Annotated in this window: 23 protein-coding genes; 8 read left to right on the top strand and 15 right to left on the bottom strand. The window is 58.8% G+C overall.

Going from position 1 to position 16,838, the window contains the following annotated elements:
• Positions 1-41: 41 nt before the first annotated feature.
• Positions 42-317: a hypothetical protein gene (locus tag XI06_RS23720; protein WP_237861519.1), complete on the top strand. Its 276-nt coding sequence runs from the start codon at positions 42-44 to the stop codon at positions 315-317.
• Between the two features lie 60 nt (positions 318-377).
• On the opposite strand, the gene XI06_RS23715 is transcribed toward XI06_RS23720, so the two are convergent.
• The 3 genes from XI06_RS23715 to XI06_RS23705 all read right to left on the bottom strand — a co-directional run bounded on the left by XI06_RS23715 (position 378) and on the right by XI06_RS23705 (position 2,624).
• Positions 378-1,121 carry a hypothetical protein gene (locus XI06_RS23715; RefSeq protein WP_237861517.1) on the bottom strand — a complete coding sequence of 248 codons (744 nt, stop codon included), beginning with the start codon at positions 1,119-1,121 and terminating at the stop codon, positions 378-380.
• 89 nt (positions 1,122-1,210) lie between these two features.
• Positions 1,211-2,089 carry a DMT family transporter gene (locus XI06_RS23710; protein ID WP_271606632.1) on the bottom strand — a complete coding sequence of 293 codons (879 nt, stop codon included), beginning with the start codon at positions 2,087-2,089 and terminating at the stop codon, positions 1,211-1,213.
• Positions 2,090-2,177: 88 nt separating this feature from the next.
• Entirely contained in the window at positions 2,178-2,624 is a 447-nt protein-coding gene (locus tag XI06_RS23705; RefSeq protein ID WP_237861514.1) for a hypothetical protein, read from the bottom strand.
• A 307-nt stretch (positions 2,625-2,931) separates the two neighbouring features.
• Between XI06_RS23705 and XI06_RS23700 the strand changes: the two genes are divergently transcribed.
• Entirely contained in the window at positions 2,932-3,195 is a 264-nt protein-coding gene (locus XI06_RS23700; protein ID WP_271606631.1) for a hypothetical protein, read from the top strand.
• A gap of 33 nt (positions 3,196-3,228) precedes the next feature.
• Here the strand turns inward: XI06_RS23700 and XI06_RS23695 are convergent, their stop codons facing one another.
• Positions 3,229-3,690: a baeRF12 domain-containing protein gene (locus XI06_RS23695; protein ID WP_237861512.1), complete on the bottom strand. Its 462-nt coding sequence runs from the start codon at positions 3,688-3,690 to the stop codon at positions 3,229-3,231.
• Positions 3,691-3,959: 269 nt separating this feature from the next.
• Between XI06_RS23695 and XI06_RS23690 the strand changes: the two genes are divergently transcribed.
• The gene (locus tag XI06_RS23690) at positions 3,960-4,238 is read left to right on the top strand and encodes a hypothetical protein (RefSeq protein WP_237873501.1); all 279 of its coding nucleotides are present in this window, start codon (positions 3,960-3,962) and stop codon (positions 4,236-4,238) included.
• Positions 4,239-4,327: 89 nt separating this feature from the next.
• Here XI06_RS23690 and XI06_RS23685 read toward each other — a convergent pair whose 3' ends face one another.
• The gene (locus XI06_RS23685) at positions 4,328-4,645 is read right to left on the bottom strand and encodes a hypothetical protein (RefSeq protein WP_271606646.1); all 318 of its coding nucleotides are present in this window, start codon (positions 4,643-4,645) and stop codon (positions 4,328-4,330) included.
• A gap of 33 nt (positions 4,646-4,678) precedes the next feature.
• Here XI06_RS23685 and XI06_RS23680 point away from each other — a divergent pair, with 33 nt between their 5' ends.
• The gene (locus XI06_RS23680) at positions 4,679-5,644 is read left to right on the top strand and encodes an AraC family transcriptional regulator (RefSeq protein ID WP_237861510.1); all 966 of its coding nucleotides are present in this window, start codon (positions 4,679-4,681) and stop codon (positions 5,642-5,644) included.
• A 347-nt stretch (positions 5,645-5,991) separates the two neighbouring features.
• Complete coding sequence (locus XI06_RS23675; RefSeq protein ID WP_271606630.1) at positions 5,992-7,257, top strand: tyrosine-type recombinase/integrase; 1,266 nt, start codon at positions 5,992-5,994, stop codon at positions 7,255-7,257.
• Between the two features lie 477 nt (positions 7,258-7,734).
• Here XI06_RS23675 and XI06_RS23670 read toward each other — a convergent pair whose 3' ends face one another.
• Both XI06_RS23670 and XI06_RS23665 read right to left on the bottom strand, forming a co-directional pair.
• Complete coding sequence (locus XI06_RS23670; protein ID WP_271606629.1) at positions 7,735-8,163, bottom strand: hypothetical protein; 429 nt, start codon at positions 8,161-8,163, stop codon at positions 7,735-7,737.
• Positions 8,156-9,313 carry an ImmA/IrrE family metallo-endopeptidase gene (locus XI06_RS23665; RefSeq protein WP_271606628.1) on the bottom strand — a complete coding sequence of 386 codons (1,158 nt, stop codon included), beginning with the start codon at positions 9,311-9,313 and terminating at the stop codon, positions 8,156-8,158. Before XI06_RS23665 ends, XI06_RS23670 begins: the two co-directional genes overlap by 8 nt.
• A 33-nt stretch (positions 9,314-9,346) precedes the next feature.
• On the opposite strand from XI06_RS23665, the gene XI06_RS23660 reads away from it, so the two are divergent.
• A complete protein-coding gene (locus XI06_RS23660) occupies positions 9,347-9,832 on the top strand; it encodes a hypothetical protein (protein WP_271606627.1) in 486 nt (161 codons plus the stop codon).
• Between the two features lie 7 nt (positions 9,833-9,839).
• Here XI06_RS23660 and XI06_RS23655 read toward each other — a convergent pair whose 3' ends face one another.
• Both XI06_RS23655 and XI06_RS23650 read right to left on the bottom strand, forming a co-directional pair.
• Positions 9,840-10,355 carry a thermonuclease family protein gene (locus XI06_RS23655; protein WP_442869471.1) on the bottom strand — a complete coding sequence of 172 codons (516 nt, stop codon included), beginning with the start codon at positions 10,353-10,355 and terminating at the stop codon, positions 9,840-9,842.
• A gap of 21 nt (positions 10,356-10,376) precedes the next feature.
• The gene (locus XI06_RS23650; RefSeq protein ID WP_271606626.1) at positions 10,377-10,730 is read right to left on the bottom strand and encodes a hypothetical protein; all 354 of its coding nucleotides are present in this window, start codon (positions 10,728-10,730) and stop codon (positions 10,377-10,379) included.
• A gap of 70 nt (positions 10,731-10,800) precedes the next feature.
• Here XI06_RS23650 and XI06_RS23645 point away from each other — a divergent pair, with 70 nt between their 5' ends.
• Positions 10,801-11,028: a hypothetical protein gene (locus XI06_RS23645; RefSeq protein WP_271606625.1), complete on the top strand. Its 228-nt coding sequence runs from the start codon at positions 10,801-10,803 to the stop codon at positions 11,026-11,028.
• 4 nt (positions 11,029-11,032) lie between these two features.
• The gene (locus XI06_RS23640) at positions 11,033-11,989 is read left to right on the top strand and encodes a DUF2806 domain-containing protein (RefSeq protein WP_271606624.1); all 957 of its coding nucleotides are present in this window, start codon (positions 11,033-11,035) and stop codon (positions 11,987-11,989) included.
• Positions 11,990-12,477: 488 nt separating this feature from the next.
• Here XI06_RS23640 and XI06_RS23635 read toward each other — a convergent pair whose 3' ends face one another.
• The 6 genes from XI06_RS23635 to XI06_RS23610 form a co-directional block, all read right to left on the bottom strand.
• A complete protein-coding gene (locus tag XI06_RS23635) occupies positions 12,478-12,723 on the bottom strand; it encodes a hypothetical protein (RefSeq protein WP_271606623.1) in 246 nt (81 codons plus the stop codon).
• 142 nt (positions 12,724-12,865) lie between these two features.
• Positions 12,866-13,189, bottom strand: a complete 324-nt coding sequence (locus tag XI06_RS23630; RefSeq protein WP_271606622.1) for a hypothetical protein — start codon at positions 13,187-13,189, stop codon at positions 12,866-12,868.
• Positions 13,186-13,611 carry a hypothetical protein gene (locus XI06_RS23625; protein ID WP_271606621.1) on the bottom strand — a complete coding sequence of 142 codons (426 nt, stop codon included), beginning with the start codon at positions 13,609-13,611 and terminating at the stop codon, positions 13,186-13,188. Before XI06_RS23625 ends, XI06_RS23630 begins: the two co-directional genes overlap by 4 nt.
• Entirely contained in the window at positions 13,608-15,845 is a 2,238-nt protein-coding gene (locus XI06_RS23620) for a phage tail tape measure protein (protein ID WP_271606620.1), read from the bottom strand. Before XI06_RS23620 ends, XI06_RS23625 begins: the two co-directional genes overlap by 4 nt.
• Before the next feature lie 136 nt (positions 15,846-15,981).
• Positions 15,982-16,305, bottom strand: a complete 324-nt coding sequence (locus XI06_RS23615; protein ID WP_271606619.1) for a hypothetical protein — start codon at positions 16,303-16,305, stop codon at positions 15,982-15,984.
• A gap of 16 nt (positions 16,306-16,321) precedes the next feature.
• Entirely contained in the window at positions 16,322-16,774 is a 453-nt protein-coding gene (locus tag XI06_RS23610; RefSeq protein ID WP_271606618.1) for a hypothetical protein, read from the bottom strand.
• Between the last annotated feature and the right edge of the window lie 64 nt (positions 16,775-16,838).

Here is a 16,838-nt window from a genome sequence, read left to right as displayed (position 1 = left end):
CGCTATCGTCGTCACTCCATGCAAACCGTGGGGGACACGATATGGACGACGAGAAGCCGATCACCGCGCAGGTGATGGAGACGATGACCACCGCTGTCGAAGCGACCAAGGACGCCGCCGTCACCGCAGTCAAGAAAGTGAAGAAAGCCGCCAAGAAGGTCGCGAAGAAAGCCGCGCCCAAGAAGGCAAAGAAGGCTTCGAAGAAGACAGCCAAGAAGTCATCGAAGAAGGCAGCCAAGAAGTCCGTGAAGAAGGCCGCCAAGAAGACGGCAAAGAAAGCGGCCAAGAAGAAAAAGGCCAAGAAAGCGAAGCGCTGATTTCGGCTCGAGCGCACGTCTCCGGGTGCGGGCGCCCCCGGAGACGCCCCTCCAAGATGCCTAGCCTGACCGCTTGGACTTGCGCCGGCCCGGATGATGGACGCCTTTCGGATCGCGAAACTCGCTGCGATGACCCCGCCGGTCCTCCTTGGCGAAGCGCCGCCGCTTCTCCGGCGAGCCGAACGCCCGGATCACCTTCCGACCGTTGACCTTCTTGATAACGTAGCCGCCCTCGGTCATCGAGAACGGAGCTGTCAGCGTTCCCTTGTGGTCGAACTTGGTCCCGCGGGGATGCCTAAACGGCTCGAACCAGGACGGATAGACGAAGTTCGACATCGGCAATCCGTCGACGTCAAATGTGTCCTCCTCCACGGCGTCGCAGACTTCATAGGCGTATTGGGTGTGCCGATTTTGGTCGGCCCAGAGATTGGCCATGGGATCGAGCACCATCTCAAACAGTTCGTGCGAGGCTGCTACGCTGACCGCCTCGCCATCCAGCGCCTTGACAAAGATCTTCGAGATCGGCTGGCCACGATAGGTCAGCTCGTGACGTCCGAGCATATTCTTGTGCAGGGCGTCGTCGAAATAGACCAATTGCCAATCGGTGGCCTTCGGCTTGCGCGTGACATAGAGGTCGACCGGATAGCCCCACACCGGCAGGAAATGCTTGTCGTAACACTTTTGCAGTGCCGCGGTGAGCTGCCTCATATCGCCGCCGCTAATCGACTCCGGGGCATAGTTGATGCAGGCGATCCGGACCGGCTTCATCGACCTGCCGAGCAGTGCACGCTTCGCCTTTTTCATGGAAAATCACCGTGTGAAAGGGCCGCTGAAATACGGTCAGACTAACACGACGGACGCTGCACGTCAGGGATGTATTCCGGCAAGCCCGACTACGCGGCAAAGCGCCGGTTGACCACGAACACAGCGGCCGCACACATCGCCATGCCAGCGATCGCCAACGCATCGAGCTTTTCGCCGAACAACAGATAGGCCATCACCGCCGTGACGGCTGGCACCAGATAGAACAGGCTCGCGACCGACGTCGCTGCGGCATGGCGGATCAGCCAGTACAACAGCCCGATCGACCCGATCGAGAGCGCGACCGCAAGCCAGGCCAGCGCAAGCACAAACTCCCGTGTCCAGTGCACGACCCGATCCTCGAACAGGAACGCACCGACCGTGAAGAAGATCGTCACCGCCACGTACTGCACGAGATTGCCGGCTCGCCAGTCGATGTGATTGCAGTAGCGGCGCTGGTAGAGCGTGCCGAGCGTGATGCTGATCAGCGAGACTACCGAGGCGATCCAGCCGAGCCCGGCTTCGCCGGACATCGGGCGGTTGTGCAGAATCAGCGCCACACCGCCGAGGCCGAGCACGAGGCCTGCCCATTGCACCGGCGTCACCTTTTCGCCGAGCCAGCGGTTGGCAATCGTCGAGGTCAGGATCGGCTGCAGCCCCGGAATGAGTGCGGAGAGCCCCGCCGGAATCGAATGCGCGATCGCGATAGCGGTGCCGCCGAGATAGAAGCCGTGGACGAGGATGCCGGCGACGGCGCTGTGCGCGGTCCCGGCGCGATCAGGCCATTTCGGTCGAGCGACGCCCGCGATGATTGCCATCAGACCGACCACCAGTGCCATGCGGATGGCGAGGTAGGTCAAGGGATCGGCATTGTTGATGACGTATTTGGTGCCGATAAAGCCGGTGCTCCAGAGCAGGACGAACAACACCGGCGCCGCGCGGGCAGCGAGATGATCTTGATTATGATTCATTGCCCCTCATTGCCTGAGCGAAGGGCGGTGCGGCAACGCGAATTTCTGATGCTGCGCTGCGACGGACGCGGTGGCTCAGATCAGCAGATCACCATTCTTCCGGACAGGGATCGATGATCTTCCAGAGCTCGACCCCGTTCTTGATCTTCTTCATGTCGGTGGTGAGCCCGCCATTGCGGCGGATCCAGTCCTTCACCGTATCGGGGTAGTAGGACATCAGGTCGGAGGTCCCTTCCGCACTGGTGACCTTGATACCGAAGGTGAAGGCCTTGTCGTAATAGGCCTGGTGGAAGCCGAGACTCGCCTTGGGCGTCACGCAGATCTTGTTCAGCGGCACGATGCCGAGCACCAGCGTGCAGGCCGAATTGCAGATGCCATCGATGATCACGCGCTCGCCGGTGGCGCGGACGCGCTTGTACTTGGCCTTGTACTCCTCGACATAGCCGCCGTGGTCGCGGGTGATATGCAGCTGAGCCCGCGCGGGAGTAGCGGCAGCGACGAAGAGCAACAGCAGGCTGAGAAGCGTGATGCGCATGGCTTGACGGCGAAAAACCTTGCAAGGAAACGTACCGGCCCCGAAGAGCACCCCAACAAACCCCCAAAGGACCCGGCAGGAGAAATCTTTGACCGGATTCTCTTTGGCCATACTTGTGTGGGGAATTCGTTAAGCATCCCGAAAAGGCCAAAAATGGGCAGGCTTGGACCCCAGGTCCGGCAATTCTGTCACACCTATCCGGGAATCTGCTGGATTTGCCCCGATTTCCAGGCTTCGGACGGGTGCCCCGGCGGCCCGAAATGGCTATAGATGGCAGAGCTTTTTGCGCGGGTTCCGGAGAATCGAGATGAGCAAGCTGACCCTTGTAGCCGCGGTTGCTGCCCTGTCGGCAGCAATCCTAGCCCCTGGCTATGCGGAGGCGCGGGTACATCACCGGTACCACCGCTATTACGCCAATCCGCTGCCCTACCCCATCAGCTATCTGCACAATTACGGCCCGGGTATCACCCCCGGCACCTTCGCCTACTACGACGGCCCGTCGACCAATCACTGCTACCAGAGCGCGGCCGGCTATGTCGGTCAGGACCGCCGCCGGCACCCCTGCTACTGAGGGGCGCCGCGAGCGTCCTCATCTAGTGGAGCCCTATCCAACGGCCCCCGATAACAGCAACTGCTTCTCGATCTCATGGACCGGCAACTTGACGAGGTCCTTGCCGACTTCGCCCCGGAGCGCCCTGCGCACCGCGTCCGAATAATCGGTGCGGATCATGCCCAGTGCGCGCGGTGAGGCCACCATGGTCAGGCCCGAGGTCTCCCCGGCGCTGAGCGCGGTATCGAGCCGTTCGGCGAGACTGCGCAGAAAGGTGCGCTCGGCCTCGTCGTGCCAATCGGTCTGCTCTGCCGAGCTGCGGGCTCCGCCGACCGATGCATGGAGCCTGCCAGGCGCATCGGTCCCTTGCGCGGCCGTGGACGGATTGGTCTGCTCGCGAACCTCCCTGGTGTGAAGGTTCGGAAACATCTCGTCGCCGAGATTTTCCAGGATGAGCGCCTTGCGTCCGTCGCACACGACGAGCCAGTCGCCCTTGTCGATCCTCATCTTGTTCATTGCACTGCTCCAAACCATCTGTGCGCCTGTTCTTCGAATTCGGCGAAGGACTGCTCACGATGGCAAAGTTAGGCAGGAAGCCGCACGGACGAATTGCGCAGGATCAATGAAGGTGGCGATGATACGGGAAGAGCTCACTTGGCAAAGTGATGGTCAGGCCTATGGCGGGCGAGCTGAGATTTGTTCATCAGCATTACATTCCGACTTTGCCACAATTTGATCAGAACAACTTCGATATCCTGCATGGCGTAAGCGGAGGAATACACATCATGAATCTCAAGATCGGCCTCGTTGCCGCGTCCCTGCTCGGTGCCCTTGCGGCATCGTCAGCGTCGGCCATGCCCGTTGCGCCTGCGCCTGCAACCCCGCAGGTCTCTGACGTCGAGCAGGTCCGCATGGTCTGCAACGCCTGGGGACGCTGCTGGTGGCGGCCGAACGTCTATTACGGCTACGGCCCCGGATATGGATATTATGGGCCGCCGCGCTACTACGGCCCGCGCTATTATGGCCCGCGCTACTATGGCTATTACGGCTATCGCCGCTGGTGAGATTTGAAGGGGCTCTCTGGGGCCCCTTCGCTTTTGCGAGATAGGGGGACCGCCGCTGGCCGTCAGGCTGGAGCAATTCCAAAACTGATCTAGATCAAAGATAAAATTTGCCGTGCTGTCATCCTGTGCTGATGGCCGATTTGATCGTTTTCCGATGCCCGCAGACGGGCATGAATGTGCAAACCCATCTCGAAAGGCGACAGGAGCACGAGGGACGGAGCTTTGAATCCTTTAGTTGCCCTGCCTGTACAAGGCTCCATTTCATCGACCTCACCACCGGTCAGCCGATGAGCCGCGACCGTTGACGGTGAGATCGATCGTGGCATGATGTCCGCAATACTACGGCCGAAAATCCGGTTTACTGAATCGTCGTGTTTCGCCATTGATGGCCACGTACCGACGTTCATTTTATTGTCATATTGCAGCATCCGGCCAGAAGCATGTTCTTCGACGCCCTCGCTCCCTCCTCCGCGCTCCAGGTAACCCGGTTTACCGATGTGGACGCGTTTCGACCGGCCGAAGCCCTGGAAGATTCCCGGAGCATTCCCCTCGACGTCGCCAATTTCGCCGCAGCGCGAGCAATCGTGAACCTGCCGGCATGCCGGATCATCGTCGCAAGGTCGTTTGCGCGCATCCTCGAGACCACCTACCGCGCGCCGGGCGGCATGGTGATCTTACCAATGAGCGATGATCTGCGCGCCAGTTCGAGCGGAATGGATATCGATTCGCGCTTCTTCATCGGCTTGCGCGGCAACCACCATTGCCATTTCGTCGAGCCCCAGATCAATCATCACGCGTTGATCATGTTCTCGCCCACACTTCGGGACCGCGGCTGGTTCGATCGTGCCGATGCCTTGCGGGTTCGCATTGCCGACCCTTCCGCACATCTCTATGCGCGGCAGCTGGTGCAAGACATCCTGCGGACCGCGTCGGTCCAGCCACAGATGTTCGAGACCACGGAGGTCGCCGCCCATCTTCAGGAGGGCCTGCTGCTCGCCTTCGATGACCTGTTTCAAATGAACCCACTGTCAGATCGCACTGCCCCAAGAGCGGGCGTGCGCTCGGCCAGGCTCGTGCAGCAGATCGATGACTACGTCAGAGCCTATCCAACCGCTCCGATCTATACGGCCGATCTCGCCGATCAATTCGGCGTCTCGGTCCGGACCCTCGGGGGCGCGGTGGCCAAGGTGCGCGGCATGAGCCTGCATCAATACATCCGGCTGAAGCGGCTTTGGGCCACCCGCACCCAACTCCTCAGAAGCGGGGGTGCCTCAGTCGCCTCGTGCGCGCGCGCCCAGGGCTTCCATCACCTCGGAGAGTTTGCCGCGGCCTATCGCGCGACCTTCCACGAAGCGCCCTCGGACACGCTGGCGCGGGCCCGGCAAATCCGGCTCCAGGCCAATTAACGCGCAACACGGACGAAGTCGGCGAGGACGGAGCAACAACGCTACTTCTACAAGGACGTCGCCTTCAGCGACCTGCTCCAGACGCATGAATCAGGGTAATCGGCTCGTCGTGGACTGGCGCGCTCGGAAGGATTCGAACCTCCGACCCTCGGAATCGAAATCCTAAAAATTTAGAATCCAGGGCTGTCTCGGCTCATCCAAGAACGTCCACCTAACGCATTGATCTTACGGCGCTTTAATTGACGCCGCCTCCAACCTTGTCTTAAACAGAACAGGAACGAACACGCCGATCTTGGTGCAAAAGTTTCCCGGGGAAACCGCGCGCCGAACCCCGGAGCCGGAATCCGATGCCCCGTTTCACCGACCGATTTGTCGCCTCGCTCAAGGCGGAAGGGACTGAGCGCTTCGAGGTGAAGGATGACGCCTGTAAGGGACTGGCGATCAGGGTGACAGCGTCCCGGAAGACCTTCTGCTTCCGGTGCAAGTATGAAGGGCGGATGCAGCGCGTCACCCTCGGTGAGTACCCTATCATGTCGCTGGCCCAGGCAGTCATGGCGGCAAACCGCCGGTATGCCGATCTTCACGAGAACCGCAACCCGCTCGCGGAGGCCCAGCGCGAGGCCGTGGAGGCCCGGGTCGGGGCCGACGCGATAACCTTCAATCGGCTAGCCGACCGCTACCTGAACGAATATGCGAAGCCCCGGAAGAAGTCTTGGAAAGACGACGAATGGGTACTCAAGAGAGCCCGGCCGGAGTTTGGCCACCGCATTGTGTCGACCATCACCCGTAAGGAGCTGGTCGTCTTCCTTCGCGGGCTCGCCGCAACCTCAGTGCGCAACGCCAATAAGACCCAGGCGTCAATCTGCACTATGTACAATTGGGCCAACCTCGAAGACGAGACGATCCTCAATCCCCTCGCCCGTATCCCCAAGGTCGGAGGAAAGGAGCGTGAGGAAGATCGCGTTCTGAGCGACGATGAGCTGAGAGCCGTTTGGCCTGCCTTCGTCGCGCCGCCCGACGCCGTATTCTCAGTCGCGGTGGGTATTGCTGTCCGCCTGATCTTCCTGACCGCACAGCGGCCGTTGCAGGTCTCTGGCATGCGCCTTGACGAGCTAATCGATCTTGATGGCCCCGCCCCGCGCTGGGACCTTCCGGCTTCCCGAATGAAGCGGCCCAAGCCTCACTCGGTCCCGCTGAGCGCTGAGGCTGTGAAGCTCATCAAGCAGGCGATTGCGGAAAGACTGTACCACGATAGTCCATATGTCTTTCCGTCCACTCGGGGCAAGGGCGACAAGCCGATAGACCGCCACGCTCTATCGCAAGCTGTCCGCCGACTTCGGTTGAAGCTCAAAATGGCTGAATGGTCCCCGCACGATGCGCGCCGATCAGCTACGACCTGGGCGCGGGCTATGGGTATCCCGCGCGACACGACGGAGGCGCTGACCCATCACGCCATCGTCGGCAGCGGGAAGACGTATGATCGCTACGACATGCAGGCGGAGAAGCGGCAGGCCGTGGTGGCAATCGCTGAATACGTCGTGCGCGCTTTGTCTGCGGCGGACACCTCAGTCCCGAGCGAAGCCTCGAAAGACCCAGAACAGAAAGCTGCCTAAGAGCAGTAGGATTATTGGCGGCAATATCGCTCCAGCCAACCATGGGACTCCTTCCTTCCCAAACCGTCCCCATCGCTGGTCCCAGAAGGCTGCCGAGACGTATGCTTGATCGTCCTTATCAAGCCCGCTGCTCAGGTAGAGCTTTGAGCCGTCCGGGAAGTCAACCCGGACCTCCGTCCCCTTGTTTACATCTTCATCTCGGCTGGAAATGTATTGGTGCGGGACAAGATCGAACGACACCGCCAACTTGTCCTTCGAGGGCGACCGCATAAGCTCATACAGCGACTTGTTCCAGTCCACCTTATTTGGGTCGGGAACGTCACTCCGCATGGCATAGACGTACTGGTACTTCCGGCTAGCCAAACTGTCAGGAATTACGAAGCATGCGAGCGTCGCGGTCCCAATGATCCACAGCACACTCACGAATATCCACGCGCGCCATAGTCCTCGCCGAACGTTCATCGCTGCTCGCCCTACTTAGACCGTCCAAAGCAGATTTATATCCAGGGACTTGCACGATGAAAGTTTCGCGTAAAAGGGCTGCTGCTCCGGGGTGGTGATGATCGTGTAGCCGTGTGTCATCGCGATTGAAGCGGCGAAGTAGTCGGTTGCCCAATTGGAGTCCGTAAGAGAGAAACCTGAATTGAGAGACTCGGCCGCCTTGGCAGCGCCTGCGTTGTACCTTTTGTTCATTGGAATTTTCTTACTGACCGATCCGGCAATCCCGTCAGCCTCATCTTCGTATGCGTCCGAGAACTCGTCCCACACGCAGGTCGGCACGGCAATTGCGCCCTTCAGTAGCATGTCTAGGCAGAGCGCTTTGAGGCTATTCGACTTGGTCGTCACAACCTCCCGTAGGCCGCGTGCATCAATGATGAAAGGGATGATCTCACCCGGGTCATTCATCCCCGAGCTCCAACGTCGTGATGTCCGAATCGGAGAGACCGGACACGAAATCGAAATAAGCGCGCTGATATTTTGGCTTCAGCCCGCTCACTCTGTAGAGGTCAAAATCGTTCAGCGAACCAGCGCTCAGCCGGTCGTTAAAAAATTCTGCGAAGTGAAAGCCGTACTTGGCTAGTTTGACCTTTTCTTGCGGCGGCGGCCCCAAGGGAGGGCCTCGATCCTTCACATAGTCAGGATTTTCCCCGCCAACGGCAGCGAGCCAGGCGGAATAGCTTCCGCTCGCAGTCAGCCCCATCCTTTCCAATCGTAGGGCTGTTGCTTGCTGACTGATCTTAAGCTTCCGCGCAATTCGCGCGATATCATCACGATCAGGATTGCGCGGCACAGGCGCATTCCCGAGCAATTGCCCGATGTCGTCTGTGGGAACGAGGAACTCGCTCGCAAAATTATTGCAGAACTTCTCGGTCGCGTTGTGGTTGATGAACGGGTCCGAGATTCCAGTCTCACCGAGCAAGGCATGCCCGAGTTCGTGAATCAACGTGAAGAGTCGACGCGCCCGATTCTGCCTCTTACTGTTAACAACAATTACAGGGGCAGTATTTGACGATAGACAAAAGCCGCTCCCATCACCATCGGGAAAGCTGTCCTGTAGAACAAATATCCCGGCGCGCTCGAGTCTCTGGCGGCAGATGTTGTAGAATGTCCGCGCATCCCGCGCTTCGATTTGCGATTGAATGCTGATACCGAACCACTTGCGGATCGCCGATGCTTGCGCCTTCACGGAGCCCGAGCGAAGCAACTCTGGCAGTTCACGCCTAGGATGGTGCTGAAGTTGCTCTGCCCGCGTCTGAATGGTTCGCGCTCTCTGAATGCATTCCAGCGTCTGCCGTTCCTTGGCGCTCAATCTTGGCGCTGTTGAGCGGAAGTCCGGAATGCGGTCATCAAGATCGGGAGCTTCATCGAGATAGAAGGTAAATACCGGGACCGCGAGTTCATGCGCTATATCGCGCAGCAAACCTTGCCGAGGTTCTTCCGCCTGAAGCTCGCGGTCTAGTTCTTCCTTTTCAATCCCAAGCCGCTTCGATAGGCTCGAATTGGAGAGCGACCGCGCAAACATCACAGTCGATAAAACGCTTTTGTTGTAAGTCATTTGTCGGGAATCATTTGGTATATAGGCGCTTCGATGAAGTATGGCGACTTTTCAAGTCTCGTGCAACTTGGAGTTGGCCTTCACGCTGGCACTGCCCTGCTCCAACTTTACGGGGAGTTCGGGCTTCAACCCGTAGAGCGAGCGATAGCGCGGCTTAAGTATGCTCTTTCCGATCAAGACGCCGCGCTCGACAATTTGGGAAGACTTAGCCAACTCGAAGCCGAGCTTTCAATTTTCAAAATTCAGCTCTTCAACGAGTACAAGAAGTATATGAAGTGCAATCTCGCCATCGCGGGCATCCTAACTGCGTGTCTAGTCTACATAGCCTTCTATAACGACGACACCATCAGCGTAGGTTGGGCGCTGATACTTGCTGTGCTTTCGTGCATACCGGCTCCCATCACCCTTGCCGTGCTGTGGTTTGACGCAGCGCGGCAGATTAGGCCATTGCGCAACAAAGTGTCTCGCCTCGAAGACGAAGTATACGGACCCCCCAACAGGTCGGGAAATCTCGCTTAGGCGAAGATCATGGGTGCTCGTTCGCATCGTCGGAACAGGAGCCCGGCTTCCCACCCTGACTGATGCATACCCGATACAGCCACGGCGCAACATAACTACCCGCCCACACTCCCCGCGCCGCTCGTTTGGCTTCGCGTTGAGCGCTACCGTATTTACTCTTGGAGTAACGGGGCCAGTCGAACGCGAGCCCGTTGCGGACGAGCCATTCCGCAAGATCAACGTCGCTCACTGAGCACGTGGCGACTGTCCGTCCGTACCTGTCAGTACTGACAGGCTCACAGCCAATCGGCCTTCCCGCAATAAATCTATCCAGCTCATTCGCGGCTTTCGCTCCGCAACGATACGGCAAGCTGTCGTCACCCCGGCAGAGCTGCGAGCTTTCGGGCGCATCGATGCCGAACAGGCGAATGCGGGTACCGTGGATTTCGAGCGTGTCGCCGTCAATGATGCTGGCTTGGCCGTTTATGTCATCCGCGCGCCCGAAGGGCGAGTCGCTCAAGACCAACATCACCACGGCCACCATGACGAACAAGCGGCTCATCGATCACACACTGTATGTAAAGTATGAGCCTTCTCCATAATCGAAAATTTGCGCCTGATTGCCGTTGACGCTTATCGAAAAGTGGGAGGACGTATCATAATCAAAGCCGCTGTACGTCCCCGACCCGTTCGCGTTTAACTGCAAATGCGCACCTTCACCGTAGTGGTAGAGGCTCGGTAAGCCCCCACTGATGTGGCAGCCGCTGTCGTAGTCGTAAGCGTTGACAGAGTTCCCGCTGACGGTTGCGCTGATTCTCTTATAGCCCCCGGCCTCATAGTCATACACGTTGCTCACAGTGCGACCGAGGGCGTGCGCCAGCGCAATGGCGGCCGCAGCCGCTCGAACATGAGCTTTCATCTGGATTCCCGTTCCACCAAATCAACCTTGACTTGTTAGGAACATAATGAGAACATACTCGGCGGTCAAGATGAGCAACCCCAAGCCCCACCCGCCCACTCCTAATCTCCAATCGGACGCGCACGCTTTGGAAGCGGCAGCCGATCAGGCCATAGCGGCTTGCGGCGGTGACGCACGCGAAGCTGTGAAGGCGCTGTTGATTGCGAACGAATTTTTAGAGCGCGAGATGGAAGAGCGCGTGTCGCGCGGGTACGTTCGCGGCGTGAAGCACGGCAGGTTCAATACGTACACTGGGTGAGGGCATGGGGAACGACGTTATACCGACCGAGGGTGGCGGCGGTTTTCTCGATCAAATCAATATTCCGAAGATCGTAGCTGGCCCCGCAGGTGAAGCTATATCGCGTTTGATTGGTGGCGCGGTGGATATTCCGGCCGCTTGGCTAGCGCAGTTAGCACAAGGAGTGAAAGACCGGACAGAGGCCAAAACTGTAGTGAGCAAAGCTGTTGCCGATGCTACTGCTGATTATGCAAAAAATAATCCAGAGGTCATTCAGCGAGCAGCACACTTGCTTTTGGCTAAAGAACTACGGCACCAAACTAACCGCGAGGAAGTGGCAAGGAAAGCCATAGAGTATTTAGGTGAAGAGCCTTCGGCAAAAGCAGAGAAACCGGATGACGATTGGCTCAACGTCTTTGAACGTTACGCAGAGGACGCGTCTTCCGAACGGCTGCGTGATGTGTGGGGGCGTATTTTAGCTGGCGAATTGCGGAAGCCAAAAGCATTCTCATTGCGGACTTTACGTTTCATTGCTGAATTGGATGAAACAGTCGTAAGCCAATTCGAGCGATGGTCCTCACGCGTTACCGATTCCGATTCCGTTCCCTTTCCCCCCAACGAAGGTGACGGATTTAGTGAGCTTCTGAATCTGCAAGATTGCGGGCTCATCACGGGCGTGGGCGCCAATCTCCACAAGAAGTTCGACTTCAAGAATCGTGCGGAAGGCGAACTGGCGCGCGTTTCCTTTACTTTCAGAAACTTCACGGTGCTTGTCACCATTAACGGGCCGCATGAACTCCAAATACCGTGCTTGTTTCTTACAAGCGTGGGGCGCGAAATTTACTCCATAACTCGCTCTGCATCCGACGCCGAAACGGTAAGCGCGTTTGTTGATAAATTTCCGAAACCCCGTATTGAAGAGATTTTGATTATAGATCAGGGAATCGGCAAGGTATCGCGCGGTTGGATAAAGCCTACGTAACTTATTCAGTTACGGATTTGCGGGAGGATCGCCAGTCTGCCAGCGGATCGCGCGATGCGCTCGCCTCGGTAGCCAGACCAGACGCTCGGTCGAGATACCAGTCAATCGCCTTGCGATCCCACCGCTGAGTGCCGGGGATTGCCCCCGGCACCAAGCCTTTCTTAACCCATGTGTCGAACGCGTCCTCGGAACAACCGCAATAGGCGGCTGCATCGGCCTTGGTGAGGCCGCGCGGAATTATCGGCACAGGTCGGTGCATCAGCTTGGCCGATTGGTAGGAGCGCCCTTCGCAGCATCGGCGAACGCTTGTCCCACGTCGCCTAACTCGGGTGCGAACTCAATCTCTAACCGTCCGTTCTGTCCTTCACGAACATTGACCAAGTGACGGCGGCCTTCATCAAGAGCAGAGGCAAGGTGCTTCCGCATCTGCTCAGCGTCCATGCCCCGGCCCCATACATGACGAGTGACGACCAGCTCCATCAGGCGCACTAGGTCAGCGCGCAATGGTCCGCTCCGCTCGCGATTACGGCCCGTTCAATTTGCCACGGGCATTCTTGCAGCCAAGAGAACACGCTCTCAAGACTATACGACTTTTCGACTTCAGGGCCGCCCGGCTGCTCAGGCCCTTCGATGAGTACGAAAGACCCGCACGGCTTACGGACCATACGGTCGACAAGTTGCCGTTCAATGCCGATACAGAAGTAACGGCGGATCGCGATGGTGATGTCTTGCATTGCCCCTGCCTTTGGGTGGAGAGCCTGTTGGCGCAAGCTCTCCCGGTTATGATGATCCCTTCGGCAAAGAGACGATGTCAGAGCGCTTGTAAGGCCGCAATAGGATATGCGTCAGGCGAAATTGCTGACAGTCCTGACAGTCTTACAGCGCTTTGAACGGTTCGCTGACAGGATAGCGCGTCTTGAGTTGGCGCAAGCGATGCCGCCCTAACGCGCGTTCGAGCATCACGTCACCGCAACACTTGATGAGTACCTGTATGTTGCGGTGTGGAATGTAGCGTCGCCGCGAAGCTGCCCACGCAAGGTAAGGAAGCAGCCGGTCCGGCAACATGTCGATTAGCTGCAAGATGTCGAGTGAAGTCGAGCAGTCGCGCAGCGCTGCAAGCGCTGGCACCAACACGTCGGGAACGTCCGCCTCGCTAGGTGCTGTGCGCGGCGAGAATTGAAGTTTGACAACTCCCATCATTCGACGCCTCTGCCAAGCCGTACGACTTTGACATCGATACGCGTGACGCTATCGGACTTGATATCTGTTGCCTCAAAGACCTCTCCGGTACGGCAGAGCTTGATACGGCAGCCCTGCATGATTGGCCAAGGAAGCGACTTGTGATCGAAGCTGAAGACGGGAACGTTAGTCGAGATGAGCGGGCTCATCGAATGTCCCCTCGCATGTATCTTATTGTCTCCCATCACCACTGTCTCAGGTTTCGCCATGAAGACAGCAATGGTGCTGACGGCCCGCTCGGGTTCCGGGATGGTCGGGAAGTTGACGCCTCCCGACCGAACCGGAGTTAGAATCACGGCTTCTCCCATGTTCTCGTCTATGGCGGCGCTGACTAGCTGCATGCCTGCCCGCCAATCGCTTTCCCCTGGAAATAGCATCGTCATTCCTGCGCTCCCGTCGGCGGCCCCTGCGTGGGCTTCACCGAATTGTCTCCCGGCCCCTGCAAGCTCGTTCCGAGTTGGCCGTTCAGATGCATGTTGGCGACTGCCTCCATACGCTTGACCAGCGACTCGAAGTAAGCGGTGGGCTTCACCTCGATTTGTATATTGTTGTGCAGTTCGGCTTCGCCTGTCACCGTGCCGGTGACGGCAACGTCCTTGAAGCCGCCCGACTTGCCGATTGGCATGATGGAATCCTGCCAGCCCGCAGACTGCCCCTCCCCGAACGTGCGCGAGCTTCCCGCGTACGGAACGGGTGCCGCCTCCAAAATCCTGTGACCGCCGCCCGTCCTCGGGTTGGCGTTGTTGGGATTGGTCAAATCCCAAGGCACGTCTGTCGTTGCCCATCCGGGCGTAACACCGCTGTGCCTTCCCCCACCCATGCGCGGATTAGCGTTGGCCGACGACCTCGGAAGGCTCTGCATCAGGTCGATAGCTTCATACACGCCCCAGGCAGTGAGCCCCAGCGGTCCGAGCACGCCAATGGCCTTGCTTGCTTTGCCGAGCAGCCCACCCACTCCCGACGCGCCCGCAACCGACCCTACCGCCGCGCTGCCAGCCAACCGCTGCAAGGCAACCGACGCTTCGCCCGCTGACACGGTCAGCGACCGGAAGCCTGTCAGCATTTGGACGAACAGCCCTCCGGCTGTAAGCCCTGCTGCCGCCGTGCTCAACGCCGCGAAGTGTCCAGCGAACGCCTGCATTGATGGGCTCAGCTCATTGAACGCCCCGACGACCTTCCCAGCCCCATCGACAAGCGGAGTGAGCCAGCCTTCGCTCGCCTTGACGAGAGTGCTTTCGAGCGCGTCGAACGAGGCTGTGAGCCGGTCGACAGAAGCCGCCAGGCCTTTGGACATTTCGTCCGAGACCTTTTGCGAGAACCCGTCGACATGGGCCATATCGCTTTTGGCCTCATAGTACTTATCGCGCTCTTTGAGCAGCGCGACGCCACGGGCGCCTTGCTTGTCTCCGAGGTATCCCTGCATCAGCATGGGATTGTTGACCGCCATGAAGCGGTCGAGCAGATCGCTTCCGCGAATGCCGGTCTTCGTCCAGTCGTAATATTCGTTCGCCGACTTAACCAGATGCTTGCGGTCGGTCTCTGAGAGCTTTTCGCCATCCGCCGCCCGCGCCTTGACCACGGCCTCTGCAAACTTGCCGCGATCTGACAGAATTTCATCGCCGTGCTCTTCGAGGTCTTTGTTGATCGCCGCGATAGCCTTGGAGCTGAAGCCCTTGCCGAACGTTCGGGCGAGCTTGTCGCTCAGTCCCTCACCCGACATAGTCCCGTGTCCCGCATATTCGTCCAGATTGATCCCATACTGTGCGGCGATCTCCCGTCCCTTGCGAGTCGGTGCCATCATGCGAGCGTAGAACTGGCGAGCGAACACGCCTGCCTCACTGCCCACGATGCCGCCGCGTCGGAGCGCCATGCCCATAGCAACACTCTGCTCGGGCGAAACGTTAACCGCACTAGCCGCCGCTGCGCTGTACCGCGTGTAGTCCAGCACGTCTTCGAACTTCATGTTCGATTTCTTGGTCGCGACGGCCGCAATATCGTTGAGGTGCTTGGCTTTGCGCTGAGCGTCGGCTGGGGACTCGAAATGAACGCCATATTGGCTAATCATTGATTCCATCAGCTCGGCGTTCTGCTCGGCCGTCACGCCCATTGCCCTTGCGCCGATAGCGGTGGGGCCAGTGATCGCGATGTTGGTCGCCGCGTCGTACTTCAAGCGGCCGAAAGTCTCATGAGCCCGTTGGGTTGCCTCGACGTTCGCACCAAGCTTCGCGGCCAGCTCGTTTTGCTGCTTCCGCAAAGACGCCATATCGCTGTCGCTGTAGCCGGTTCGGGCCTGGATGGCGCGATCTTCACGAAGATACGGGAGCGCGCTCCTGACCGTGTCTACGCCCACGTGCGCCATTTTGAGGCTGGCGTACCCGGCCACGGTTGCGGCAATCGCCTTATGCGCCGCATGCATTTGGTGAAGCACGCCGACGTGCTTTTGTGCGGCTAACGTGGCTTGGTTGATGCTGTTCGTGTATTTGCCACCGATGCCGTCACCACTGAACGCTTCCTTAGCGACCTTTTCGGCCTGCTTCAGCGTCGTAATCAGCTCACGAAGCTTCGGTGATGCAAGATCATTCGCGCTGATCGTTGCTGTAACTGAAGGATTTGACATCGTGCCCTCTACCTCTTTCGTTGCGCGCGGTACTCATCGAGGTCCGCGAACATGTCCGCATATTTTAGGAGCTTAGGCAGCCGCATGGACTCGACGCTGCGCACGTCGAGCCCACGGTCACCGATCAAAGCGGCGATCAGTCGACGGGCTGCTCGGAAGGGTTTCGATCAGGGAGCGACCTCATGATGATCGTTGCGATCTCGCCGCGAATGCGCATGAAGTCCGAGACGCTGAGGTCGGCCAGTAGCAAATCGTCCACGCCTGACATCGCCGATGCAAACTGCATCACGGCTTTGTTGTTGAAGACGTACTCAAAGCCATCGCCATCCTTCGCGGGCTTGATTTGGAACGGGTCGTCATACTTGACTAGCAACCCCGCCTTGGGGTCTTTGAGCTTGAGTTCGGTCACCTCGCCGTCATGTGTTTTGAGCGGCTGTGAGAGCTTGAAAATGGTCGTCATCTTGGCGAGCCTAGGGTCAAGTGTTGGGGATGAGCTTCGACGCGTCGAAGTCGAGTTGAGCAAATGCTTGGGCGAGCGGCGTGCCCACTTTCTCATGCGTCGCAAGCGCGGTACGGATGTCCCGGGCTTCCTGCGAATGGCCTTGTCCCTTGGCGTGAAGCGCGCTGAACCTGATCTCGGCAAGACGTTTCAGCTTCGCGGGCTCGATGTCCTTCGCGTCGGCGCAGACGGGCGTCACCGAACGCCCATTCGACTTATTGAAGGCGTTCATGGAGTGCCGAATCTCGGCAAGCCGCGCGGCGCGCGGGTCGTCATTGGTCGTCATGGTCTCTTCCGTGGTGTCGGTGTTTTCGGTCTCGACAGGTAGGCCGCGAAGGAATGCGCGGGCCTGGTCAACAGTGATTGTTTCGGGAGTGCGTGAAGTGAGAAGCTCGACGGTCGCGGCCGGTCGCTCGCGCGCTTCCGTCATGGCGTATATTGAAGATCGCCAGATCGCCTTTACATCGGGCTCCGCCGGAATACTCGGCTTAGAT

The organism is Bradyrhizobium sp. CCBAU 11434 (assembly GCF_028128895.1).
Classification (GTDB): Bacteria; Pseudomonadota; Alphaproteobacteria; order Rhizobiales; family Xanthobacteraceae; genus Bradyrhizobium; species Bradyrhizobium zhengyangense.
This window is presented reverse-complemented; position numbering and strand designations above follow the sequence as displayed.

Coding starts and splice junctions, on each gene's coding strand:
- XI06_RS23650 (WP_271606626.1), bottom strand. CDS start 10,730: ATGAAAGCTCATGTTCGAGCGGCTGCGGCCGCCATTGCGCTGGCGCAC.
- XI06_RS23690 (WP_237873501.1), top strand. CDS start 3,960: ATGAATCTCAAGATCGGCCTCGTTGCCGCGTCCCTGCTCGGTGCCCTT.
- XI06_RS23720 (WP_237861519.1), top strand. CDS start 42: ATGGACGACGAGAAGCCGATCACCGCGCAGGTGATGGAGACGATGACC.
- XI06_RS23640 (WP_271606624.1), top strand. CDS start 11,033: ATGGGGAACGACGTTATACCGACCGAGGGTGGCGGCGGTTTTCTCGAT.
- XI06_RS23680 (WP_237861510.1), top strand. CDS start 4,679: ATGTTCTTCGACGCCCTCGCTCCCTCCTCCGCGCTCCAGGTAACCCGG.
- XI06_RS23610 (WP_271606618.1), bottom strand. CDS start 16,774: ATGACGGAAGCGCGCGAGCGACCGGCCGCGACCGTCGAGCTTCTCACT.
- XI06_RS23695 (WP_237861512.1), bottom strand. CDS start 3,690: ATGAACAAGATGAGGATCGACAAGGGCGACTGGCTCGTCGTGTGCGAC.
- XI06_RS23625 (WP_271606621.1), bottom strand. CDS start 13,611: ATGACGATGCTATTTCCAGGGGAAAGCGATTGGCGGGCAGGCATGCAG.
- XI06_RS23675 (WP_271606630.1), top strand. CDS start 5,992: ATGCCCCGTTTCACCGACCGATTTGTCGCCTCGCTCAAGGCGGAAGGG.
- XI06_RS23615 (WP_271606619.1), bottom strand. CDS start 16,305: ATGACGACCATTTTCAAGCTCTCACAGCCGCTCAAAACACATGACGGC.
- XI06_RS23665 (WP_271606628.1), bottom strand. CDS start 9,313: ATGACTTACAACAAAAGCGTTTTATCGACTGTGATGTTTGCGCGGTCG.
- XI06_RS23645 (WP_271606625.1), top strand. CDS start 10,801: ATGAGCAACCCCAAGCCCCACCCGCCCACTCCTAATCTCCAATCGGAC.
- XI06_RS23705 (WP_237861514.1), bottom strand. CDS start 2,624: ATGCGCATCACGCTTCTCAGCCTGCTGTTGCTCTTCGTCGCTGCCGCT.
- XI06_RS23620 (WP_271606620.1), bottom strand. CDS start 15,845: ATGTCAAATCCTTCAGTTACAGCAACGATCAGCGCGAATGATCTTGCA.
- XI06_RS23635 (WP_271606623.1), bottom strand. CDS start 12,723: ATGCAAGACATCACCATCGCGATCCGCCGTTACTTCTGTATCGGCATT.
- XI06_RS23710 (WP_271606632.1), bottom strand. CDS start 2,089: ATGAATCATAATCAAGATCATCTCGCTGCCCGCGCGGCGCCGGTGTTG.
- XI06_RS23655 (WP_442869471.1), bottom strand. CDS start 10,355: ATGGTGGCCGTGGTGATGTTGGTCTTGAGCGACTCGCCCTTCGGGCGC.
- XI06_RS23670 (WP_271606629.1), bottom strand. CDS start 8,163: ATGAATGACCCGGGTGAGATCATCCCTTTCATCATTGATGCACGCGGC.
- XI06_RS23700 (WP_271606631.1), top strand. CDS start 2,932: ATGAGCAAGCTGACCCTTGTAGCCGCGGTTGCTGCCCTGTCGGCAGCA.
- XI06_RS23685 (WP_271606646.1), bottom strand. CDS start 4,645: ATGAACGTCGGTACGTGGCCATCAATGGCGAAACACGACGATTCAGTA.
- XI06_RS23660 (WP_271606627.1), top strand. CDS start 9,347: ATGAAGTATGGCGACTTTTCAAGTCTCGTGCAACTTGGAGTTGGCCTT.
- XI06_RS23715 (WP_237861517.1), bottom strand. CDS start 1,121: ATGAAAAAGGCGAAGCGTGCACTGCTCGGCAGGTCGATGAAGCCGGTC.
- XI06_RS23630 (WP_271606622.1), bottom strand. CDS start 13,189: ATGATGGGAGTTGTCAAACTTCAATTCTCGCCGCGCACAGCACCTAGC.